General features: G+C 44.0%; 8 protein-coding genes. 5 read left to right on the forward strand and 3 right to left on the reverse strand.

The window, feature by feature from the left end; translation table 11 throughout:
• Positions 1–62: 62 nt before the first annotated feature.
• Positions 63–788 (reverse strand): NUDIX hydrolase, encoded by a 726-nt coding sequence (locus C900_RS26415; RefSeq protein WP_009583516.1) that lies wholly within the window; start codon positions 786–788, stop codon positions 63–65.
• Positions 789–852: 64 nt separating this feature from the next.
• On the opposite strand from C900_RS26415, the gene pfkA reads away from it, so the two are divergent.
• The 4 genes from pfkA to C900_RS26435 are packed head-to-tail and all read left to right on the forward strand — an operon-like array spanning position 853 to position 5,433.
• Positions 853–1,827: a 6-phosphofructokinase gene (gene pfkA / locus C900_RS26420; RefSeq protein ID WP_009583517.1), complete on the forward strand. Its 975-nt coding sequence runs from the start codon at positions 853–855 to the stop codon at positions 1,825–1,827.
• Positions 1,824–2,681, forward strand: a complete 858-nt coding sequence (locus C900_RS26425; RefSeq protein WP_009583518.1) for a hypothetical protein — start codon at positions 1,824–1,826, stop codon at positions 2,679–2,681. The genes pfkA and C900_RS26425 overlap by 4 nt, the downstream gene beginning before the upstream one ends.
• Complete coding sequence (locus tag C900_RS26430) at positions 2,678–3,655, forward strand: ROK family protein (RefSeq protein WP_009583519.1); 978 nt, start codon at positions 2,678–2,680, stop codon at positions 3,653–3,655. The genes C900_RS26425 and C900_RS26430 overlap by 4 nt, the downstream gene beginning before the upstream one ends.
• On the forward strand, positions 3,652–5,433 hold the full coding sequence (locus C900_RS26435; RefSeq protein WP_009583520.1) for a glycoside hydrolase family 15 protein: 1,782 nt from the start codon (positions 3,652–3,654) through the stop codon (positions 5,431–5,433). The genes C900_RS26430 and C900_RS26435 overlap by 4 nt, the downstream gene beginning before the upstream one ends.
• On the opposite strand, the gene C900_RS26440 is transcribed toward C900_RS26435, so the two are convergent.
• Together C900_RS26440 and C900_RS26445 are read right to left on the reverse strand one after the other, a co-directional pair.
• A complete protein-coding gene (locus C900_RS26440; protein ID WP_040497623.1) occupies positions 5,410–7,614 on the reverse strand; it encodes a bifunctional alpha,alpha-trehalose-phosphate synthase (UDP-forming)/trehalose-phosphatase in 2,205 nt (734 codons plus the stop codon). The two genes, C900_RS26435 and C900_RS26440, sit on opposite strands and share 24 nt — an antisense overlap.
• Positions 7,615–7,776: 162 nt before the next feature.
• Complete coding sequence (locus C900_RS26445; RefSeq protein WP_009583522.1) at positions 7,777–8,781, reverse strand: homocysteine S-methyltransferase family protein; 1,005 nt, start codon at positions 8,779–8,781, stop codon at positions 7,777–7,779.
• Between the two features lie 100 nt (positions 8,782–8,881).
• Here C900_RS26445 and C900_RS26450 point away from each other — a divergent pair, with 100 nt between their 5' ends.
• The gene (locus tag C900_RS26450; RefSeq protein ID WP_009583523.1) at positions 8,882–9,781 is read left to right on the forward strand and encodes a Ppx/GppA phosphatase family protein; all 900 of its coding nucleotides are present in this window, start codon (positions 8,882–8,884) and stop codon (positions 9,779–9,781) included.
• Positions 9,782–10,040: the final 259 nt, after the last annotated feature.

The following is a 10,040-nucleotide window of genomic DNA, read 5'->3' on the forward strand; positions in this document are numbered from 1 at the left end:
AACTGTGAACTGTGAACTGAAAACTGTGAACTGATTACTACATTCTCTGCGGTCAAAAAACATCAAAACCAAAACCGGTCTTTGATCCGCATGTAGCGCTTGCGATCGAACCGGTAATATTGTGCCGGTTTGTGAGGAACATTCTGCTCCTTTTCATCTAGCGAAACCACTATTTTGGCAGTCAAAAACTTTTTTCGGAAATTCCTTTTATCAATAGGCTGATCCAGTACTGCTTCGTATAACTTTTGAAGCTGTCGCAGGGTAAATTTCTCAGGTAAAAGCTCAAAACCGATCAGAGGATCATATTTAAGATTCAGCCGCAATTGCTCCAGCGCTTTATCAACTATGTAATTGTGATCGAAACCCAGTTTCCCTACTTTTTTTACCAATTCCCATCTAACCTCCTTGGCAAATGATGCAGGCCGGGGCGCCAATTCTGCCAGATTCACCAGCGAATAGTATGCTATGGTAATAACTCGCGTAAGAGGCTCCTCCCGGACATCACGAAGCCACCTGACATCAGCAAGGTCTTTGATACGGTCAGGATCACCGAATGCCTGTAACTGTTTCAGGTAAATATCTTTCAAACCTGTCAATTCATACAACACGCGACATGCCGCCTCATCAAGATTTTCGTTATCTTTAATTAGATCACCGGGCAAAGCCGAAACAGCATCTTTCGGCTTACGTTCTATTATCAATAGTTTGAGTTGTTCTCCGTCAAAACCAAAGATGACGCAGTCAACTGAAACATGGGGATTGAGATTATTTGAAATTATCTGATTCAATTTTTTTATTGCCTAAGTGTATCTTTTACACTAACTTTGATTTGTCAAATATAAAAAATAATTAATGAGCACCGAAATAAAAAGAATCGCAGTCTTTACTTCCGGTGGTGACGCACCCGGAATGAACGCAGCGATCAGGGCTGTGGTAAGGGCCAGCATTTATTACGACAAGGAGGTCTTTGCTGTATACAGAGGTTACGAAGGAATGATAGATAACGACATTGTGCCTCTTGATGCACGGTCGGTAGGTAATATTATACAGCGTGGGGGTACCATTTTAAAGTCAGCAAGAAGCAAAGAGTTCAGGACCCCTGAAGGCCGTCAGAAAGCTTATGAAAATTTAAAAGAAAGGAATATAGATGCCCTGGTGGCTATAGGCGGTGACGGTACCTTTACAGGTCTTCACAAATTTTACCAGGAATTTAACATACCGGTGATCTGTATCCCGGGCACCATAGATAATGATCTACCAGGCACTGACTACACCATAGGATATGATACAGCCACCAACACTGCTGTCGAGGCTATTGACAAAATACGTGATACGGCACTGTCTCACAACAGGTTATTCTTTATAGAAGTGATGGGTCGTGATTCCGGGTACATTGCTATCAATAGCGGTATTGCCGGAGGAGCTATTGCAGCTATTATTCCTGAAGAGAAAATGACCACTGATGAGCTCATTGAAATGCTTGACAAAAGCGACAAACGATCCAGTCTGGTAGTAGTAGCAGAGGGTGGAAAAAGTGGAAGCGCCATGGAAATCGCTAAACAAGTAAATGAGAGATTTAGTTATTATGATACAAAAGTGACTATATTGGGTCATTTACAGCGAGGCGGCTCCCCTACCTACTTTGACAGGGTGCTGGCCAGTAAGATGGGGATAGCGGCTGTGGAAGGCCTGATACAGGGGAAAACTGACGTGATGGTGGGCGTTAGAAATCACCAGATCGTTTACAATGATTTTGAAACAACAATGAATAAGGAGCGAGAGATCGATCCTGAGTTATTGAGAATAGCAAAAATCTTGTCTATATGATTCTAATTGGTATCAGTGGTTCTACAAAGTGTGACTGGCGGCTTGTTGACGATGCTAATATCATTAAGCAGGTAAGCACCGATGGAATTAATCCTTTCTTTCACAGCGAAGAAAAGATTGCCGATACCATCCGATCTGCTATTGACATAACCAATCATGCTGACACCCTTGAAGCAGCATTTGTTTACAGTGCAGGCTGCGGCAGTAAAAGCCTTCAGATGATAGTAAAAAGGGCGGTTTCAAAAGTGATCCCCAGGGCGCATCACTATGTAAATCATGATATAGTAGCTTCCGCCCTGGCCACCTACGAAGGCACTCCCAGCATTTCCTGCATACTAGGCACAGGCGCTAATTCATGCTATTTTGATGGTGATATAGTAAGACAGGAAACCCCGGCTTTGGACTATATTTTAGGTGATGAAGGAGGGGGTTCATATTATGGCAAGAAGCTTTTAAATGCGTATCTGTACAAAAAGCTTCCGGCACATATCCACGTGGCTTTTACTGAAAGATATAATCTCTCAAAAGACGATATTCTCGAAAATGTATATATGAAGCCCTATGGCAATGTATATCTGGCGTCATTTATGAAGTTTATCGAAAAGTATAAAGATGAAGAGTACTTCCAGGAAATGCTCCAGGAGGGCATGAACCAGTTCATGGATCTTTATGTTACTACCTTTACTAAGTATCAGTCTGTAAAAACTCACTTTACAGGAGCTATTTCTCATATTTTTCAAGATATTTTAAAACCAGTTGCAGAAGAAAAGGGAATTATGGTTGGTAAAATCATTAAGGAGCCTATTGATGACCTGGTACAATATCACATAAAAAAACACTACCAACAATCATGAAGGACGTTACCGTAGGCATCGACATTGGTGGCACCAACACCAAGTTTGGCATTGTAGACAGCGAGGGCCAGGTCATATACCAGAGCAAACTACCCACCCAACGACACGCAGATTTCAAGGATTATATCAAAGAATTGGGCACTGCCATCAGGCAGGGACTGGCACAAACCAAAGAAAATTATAATATTCAGGGGATAGGAGTTGGCGCTCCTAATGCCAACTATTTCAGGGGCACCATCGAGCATGCCCCCAACCTGGTATGGAAAGGCATTATACCTATTGTAGAGATCATACAGAAAGACTTTAATGTACCTGTGATCATCACCAATGATGCAAATGCCGCTGCTATGGGTGAAATGATATACGGCAACGCCAAAGGCATGCGCGACTTTATCATGATCACGCTTGGTACCGGCTTAGGGTCGGGTATAGTATCAAATGGTGAACTCATTTACGGTTTCGAGGGATTTGCTGCTGAGCTGGGCCATGTTACTGTCAACCCGAATGGAAGGCACTGTGGATGTGGTAAGGTTGGATGTCTCGAAACATATGTATCGGCCACAGGTATTAAGCGCACTGTTTATAAGCTACTGGCTGACTATATAGAAGAGAGTGAGCTAAGGGGGATCAGCTTCCACGACCTTTCGACTAAAATGATCACCGAAGCAGCATTACGAGGCGATCTGGTGGCTAAGGCCGCATTTGAATACACCGGCAAAATTCTGGGGTCCAAGCTTGCTGATAGTGTAGCACACACAAACCCGGAAGCCATTTTCATATTCGGAGGATTATCTCTCGCTGGTGATTTGATATTCACCCCTACTAAAAAGTACCTGGAAGCTAACCTTATGCCTATTTACAAAAATAAAGTAAAAGTCTTACCTTCGGGTCTTCAAAACCAAAGCGCCCCCATACTTGGGGCAAGCAGTTTGGTAGTCGACTATTTAAATAAAAAATCATCCGTTAGTATATGACGAAACATACTTATGAATATGGCCTGATCGGCAATTGCTCTTATCAGGCTCATATTCACAAAAATACCAATATAGAATGGATGTGCTGGCCTCGCTTTGACAGCAGTTTTATATTCGGTAAAATGTTAGATTCCGAAAAAGGCGGTGAATTCTCCATTCAACCCTCGGAAGGTATAAAGGAAAGCCGTCAGTACTATCTGGAAAATACTAATATCCTCTGCACAGAGATCACATCTGCTGAAGGCACCTACAGGGTGACCGATTTTGCTCCCCGCTTTCATCAGTACGACCGGTATTTTAAGCCGCTGATGCTTGTAAGAAAGATCGAGCCTCTGCAGGGACGGCCACGGGTAAAGGTGATTTGCCACCCGGTAGCGGATTATGGCAACCTCACCCCTTCACAATATGAGGCAAGCAACCATATTGAATATCTTGGTCTTGAAAAAGAGGTTAGACTTACCTCCAATTTTTCCCTTTCTTATATCGTACAAAACAGGGATATTGTTCTTAATGAGACAAAATACCTCGTGCTCACCTATGGCGCCCCACTTGAAGCCCCTCTGGCCAGCACCTGCGAAAGCTTCCTGGACATGACGAAGCGATATTGGAGGGGATGGGTAAAAAACCTTAGCGTCAGCAACTTCCATCAGGCGCAGATCAACCGCTCTGCCTTGGTATTAAAGATCCACCAATACGAGGACACCGGGGCTATTATAGCTGCCGGCACTACCAGCCTGCCGGAATCCCCGGGCAGCGGCAGAAACTGGGACTACAGGTATTGCTGGATGCGTGATGCATATTATACGCTTACTGCGTTTAATAATATAGGCCACTTTGAGGAGTTAGAGCGGTATTTCAATTATATTGTCAATATTTCGGTCAAGTCCAGCGAAAGATTTCAGCCGCTATACGGCATTACCGGTGAAGAGCAGCTTGTTGAGCAGATCCTTGATCTTAAAGGTTATTTGGGCAACCAGCCGGTGCGTATTGGCAATCAAGCATATACTCACGTACAAAATGACGTTTATGGCCAACTACTGGCTGCCTTGCTTCCTTTGTATGTAGACAGAAGATTCATCAACCTGGAGAGATCAGACTCCCTTAACCTGATACATGACATTCTTAAGCAGATAGATCAACTCATGGACGAACCCGATGCCGGTTTATGGGAATTCCGAACGTTGAGCCAATACCATTGCTATACTTATCTTTTCCATTGGGCAGGCGCTAAAGCTGCTCATAAGATAGGAAAGGCCTTTGATAATAAGGAGATCATGCTGTTGGCAGAGAAACTCATAAAAGATTCATCAGAAAAGATAGAAGCATGTTTTGATGCCACGCGTGGCGTATATACTCAGGCGATAGGTTCCAAAAATCTTGATGCCAGCAATTTACAGCTTATAATGATGGGCTACCTGGAAAATGATTCGGAAGCAGCCAAAAAACACCTGATCGAACTGGAAAAAGAACTACGTTCCAAAGAGGGCCTTTTCTACCGCTACAAGCATTCGGATGATTTTGGTGAACCGGAAACCACCTTCCTGATCTGTGCTTTTTGGCATGTGGAAGCACTTACGTGTGCGGGAAGAGTTGACGAGGCCATTAAAGCCTTTGAAAACCTGCTGACCTATAGCAATCATCTGGGATTGCTTAGCGAAGATGTAGATGCTAAAACCGGCAGTCAATGGGGCAACTTCCCCCAGGCATATAGCCATGTTGGCCTGGTAAACGCAGCCTATAGGATCAGTAGAAAGCTAGACAGACCCAACTTTTTTTAGAGCGCCCTGCATATTTTCCAGCAGGCTTCTCACAGCTTCGTAATCACGAACGCTATACTTTGCCCCTGAGCGCAGGTCTCCTACCTTTATGGTATAGGCATGCTCCGGCATGGCTTTGAAAGTATCTTCATCAGTCCAGTCGTCACCAATGGCCATTATGAAGTCGGTATCTTTATGCCGCTCCACCCATCTTGAGCTGGCTTTACCCTTATTTACTTCCAGGTTTTTAATCTCAACTACTTTGTTGCCTTCGAGTACCTGTAAATTCATATTTACTGAAAGATACTTCAGGTGACTGATGATCTCGCGTGCGCGAAGCTCACCTAAACCTGTCTCTACCTTTCTATAATGCCACACCAATGAGTAATCCTTCTCTTCAATGAAAGACCTGGGTGTTTTGTCGGCATACATTTCAAGAATAGGGCCTATCTCCTGCTTCCATGATGCATCCAGTGTTTCAATTGTTTTCCATTCTTCACCATTCATGCGCACCCATACACCATGTTCTCCGACAAACTCCAGGTTCAGGTCTCCGAGCCATTTCTCAAGAGTCATCCGGTCTCTGCCGCTAATTACTACCACATGAGTATTTTCTAACTCTGACAAGCCCTTCAATATCTCGCGCAACTGCTTATCCGGTTTGGCTTGCTGCGGATCATTGTTAAATGGCACCAGTGTGCCGTCATAATCCAGGAATAGCAACCTGCTTCTACTCTTGGCAAAGGCATCGATCATATCCTCCTTCATCTGAATATCCATCACTTTTGTGGCCATCTTACGCTGCTTTTCCTTCACCTGATCGAGGCGACCCAGGAAAAGCTTCACCCAGTGGTGAATATTGAATTTCTTTAGCGTATCCTGCATATATTCCATATGTTCTTCCTGCTCGTCCTCAGGCATAGTCAGCGCTTCGTAAATGGCATCCACCACCTGATGCTTATCGTTAGGGTTTACTATGATCGCCTCTGATAACTCCTTGGAAGCACCAGCCATCTCACTGAGAATGAGCACCCCTCGTTTGTCTAGTTTGCTGGCAACAAACTCCTTACAAACCAGATTCATACCGTCACGCATAGGGGTAACGAGCGCCACATCAGCCATGCGGTAAAATGCAGACAGATCCTCCAGAGGGAAAGACCTGTAGAAATAATGAATGGGTGTCCAGTTCATAGAGCCGTACTTACCGTTAATCCGGCCTACAAGCAGATCTACCTCCTCCTTTAATGACTTATAGTTCTCCACATTGTCTCTTGACGGCACCACTACCATCAGCAGCGAAACTTTGCCTTGATATTCAGGGTGCTTGGATAAAAATATATCGAAGATCTGTAGCCTGGCCGGGATACCTTTGGAATAGTCCAGCCTGTCGATGGACAACATCAGCTTTTGGTCACCCAAAGAAGTCCTGAACTTTACCTCTCTACTCAGTGTAGTTGGTGAGGCCGCAGAAGCTGCATATTTATCGTAGTCGATACCGATGGGAAACGAATCGACCACAATTGTCCTTCTGTCTCTCATGATCTGCCCGTGGTGGTTGCCCAAAAAACTGATGCGGCTCACTGCACTGAGAAAGTGACGCATATCATCATAAGTATGGAATCCAATCAGGTCAGAACCCATGACGCCATCCAGCAATTCCTTCCTCCATGGAAGCAGGCGAAAGACCTCAAATGAAGGGAATGGGATGTGCAGGAAAAAGCCGATACTAGCGTCAGCCAGCTTCTGACGGATCATGTCAGGCAGGAGCATCAGTTGATAATCATGCACCCAGATGGTATCATCTGGATTGGCTATCGCCACCACCTGGTCGCAAAACTTCTGATTTACCTTTTTATACTCTACCCAATAAGACTTCTTGTATAATGCATACTGATTAAAGTAATGAAATGTAGGCCACAGTGTTTCATTGCTAAACCCTTCATAAAACAACCGTATCTCTTCTTCCGTTAAGAACACGGGGCTCATGTTTTCCTCTTTCAGCCGCTGGGAGGCTTCATTCTTATTGGATTCATCTGTGAAATACAGCCCAGGCCAGCCCACCCATACATTGTCTCCCTGTTTATAGACTGATCCCAGTCCTGTAGCAAGCCCGCCTTCACTGGGTTTATAATGAAGGTTTCCTTTGCTATCCTTTTGTACTTTAACCGGAAGCCTGTTAGATACGATTATTGTTCTTGCCATAACATGAATATACCAAATGATCGTTAAAATGTAAAAAAGAGCATCAACGAAATTGCACCATTCTAACAATGGCACTCATCATTGGTTTGCGATAAGCTCCAATTTAGTGTCACTTTTAATCATGTCATCAAACTGCAACACCGGCTACACCGATGGCATTTCTCAATGAACTTCCATGACGGGAAGCGGGCGCGGAGGATATTTAGCGGCTACCTCTGCGATGGCTTTGATATGCTCTGGCGTTGTTCCACAACAACCACCAATGATATTGATCAATCCTTCTTTCAAAAATACTTCTATCTGTGCGGCCATGGCCTCAGGAGTCTCATCGTATTCTCCAAATTCGTTGGGCAACCCTGCATTTGGGTGAGCGCTAACGAAGAATTCTGATTCTTTTGCGAGCACCTGTAAATATGGTCGCAATTCTTTGGCGCCCAATGCGCAATTCAGACCTATGCTCAGCAGGGGCATGTGCTCCAGGGAGATAAGAAAGGCCTGAGTAGTTTGTCCTGACAAGGTTCGCCCACTGGCATCGGTAATAGTTCCGGACACCATAACCGGCAATTCCCGGCCTATTTCTTCAAACAGTTCAGATATTCCAAAGAGGGCTGCTTTAGCATTTAATGTGTCAAATACCGTTTCTACTAGCAATATGTCCACTCCACCATCGATCAATGCCCTCGCCTGTTCTTTATAGGCCTGAGCCAATTGATCAAAGCTAATGGCTCTGTAGCCAGGATTATTAACATCCGGTGATAATGAAGCTGTTCTGTTGGTGGGGCCGATTGAACCTGCCACAAATCTTGGCTTATCAGGTTGCTGAGCAGTAAACTCATCCGCTACCTCTCTGGCCAAACGCGCCGACTGATAGTTGATGTCATAAACCGCATCCTCAAGATGATAATCGGCCTGAGCAATAGTAGTACTGCTAAAAGTATTAGTCTCAGCAATGTCCGCTCCTGCTTCGAAGTATGCCCGGTGAATATCTTTAATAATATCGGGTCTTGTAACGGAAAGAAGATCATTATTACCCTTAAGCGAATACTGGTGATCTTTGAATCTTTCGCCCCTGAAGTCTTCTTCTGTCAACTTATATCGCTGGATCATAGTACCCATAGCTCCATCGAGCAGTAGTATCCTTCTCGTGAGTAACTCCTTAATATCCATAGCCCCTTGTTTTTGTTTTGAAATATAAAATTGTAAATAATCCTGCAAAATTCTATTATAATCAATAGATTATTAATTTTATGGTGAAAACTTTTCCAATTTGAGACTAGCAGCAATAGACATAGGCTCCAACGCCATACGATTACAGGTTACGAATACGATCAGGACCAAAGGGCAGCTTAACTTCAAAAAGCTTGAGTACGTGCGCTTTCCCCTCCGGCTTGGACAGGACGTCTTTAACACCGGAAGCATCAGCCCTTCGAAAAAGACAAAATTTAAAAAGCTCATGCGTGCCTTTAAGCTCTTGATCGACCTATATGAGGTGGATGATTATATGGCCTGCGCTACCTCTGCCATGCGAGAAGCTAAAAATGGACCGGACATAGTGCAGGAGATAGAAGAAGATGTGAAGCTAAAGATCAGAGTTATCGATGGAAAAAAAGAAGCTTTGCTGATCAATAATGCTATTAGTTCTTTTCTGGATAACAAAAAGAATTATCTGCACATCGATGTTGGTGGTGGCAGCACGGAGTTAACAATTATTAAAGGAGGCAAAAAACTTACCGCCCGGTCTTTCAAAATAGGGTCTGTTCGCAGATTGGAGCATCATGATTCGCCTCTGATCTGGAAAAATATGAAGAAGTGGGTCTCTGAAAATATAGCCGGCAAGATAGATAAGGTAATAGCAGTAGGCACGGGGGGTAACATCAACAAGATCTTTGAGCTGGCCGAAAAAGCCCCTGGTGATAAATTGACGCTATCAAAGGTAAAAGAGGTTCAAAAATTTGTACGCGGACTTACTATGGAAGAGCGTATCAATGATCTACAACTGAATCCTGACCGGGCGGATGTTATCATTCCTGCTTCTGAGATCTACATTGCAGTAATGGAGTGGGCCGGAGCAAAAGGCATAATCGTACCCGATGTTGGTCTCAAAGATGGCATTATGCAACACCTTTATGAACGAAATCTTACCAAGGAAAAAGTGAAGTTTAGCTAGTTGCTGGTTGCTGATCTCTGGTTGCTTCTTGTGACTGGTTACTGGTTTCGTCTGGTTTCTTGTTTATTTGGTTTCAGGTTGAGTCCTGGTTTGCTTGCAGCTTGAAGCGTAAAGCTTGCGGCTAAATAGGTCGGTAAACGTGAATGGTTTCATATACGCAAACTACACCCCTCCCTGGGAGGAGAACAATGCTCTTAAGTTAAGGCGTCATCCCGAGGCTTCCAACAACTTTCAGTTGATTTTGAGGATAATGACATAG

Origin of the sequence: Fulvivirga imtechensis AK7 (genome assembly GCF_000331535.1) — a bacterium.
Taxonomy (GTDB): Bacteria; Bacteroidota; Bacteroidia; order Cytophagales; family Cyclobacteriaceae; genus Fulvivirga; species Fulvivirga imtechensis.

Coding starts and splice junctions, on each gene's coding strand:
- pfkA (WP_009583517.1), top strand. CDS start 853: ATGAGCACCGAAATAAAAAGAATCGCAGTCTTTACTTCCGGTGGTGAC.
- C900_RS26425 (WP_009583518.1), top strand. CDS start 1,824: ATGATTCTAATTGGTATCAGTGGTTCTACAAAGTGTGACTGGCGGCTT.
- C900_RS26430 (WP_009583519.1), top strand. CDS start 2,678: ATGAAGGACGTTACCGTAGGCATCGACATTGGTGGCACCAACACCAAG.
- C900_RS26435 (WP_009583520.1), top strand. CDS start 3,652: ATGACGAAACATACTTATGAATATGGCCTGATCGGCAATTGCTCTTAT.
- C900_RS26440 (WP_040497623.1), bottom strand. CDS start 7,614: ATGGCAAGAACAATAATCGTATCTAACAGGCTTCCGGTTAAAGTACAA.
- C900_RS26445 (WP_009583522.1), bottom strand. CDS start 8,781: ATGGATATTAAGGAGTTACTCACGAGAAGGATACTACTGCTCGATGGA.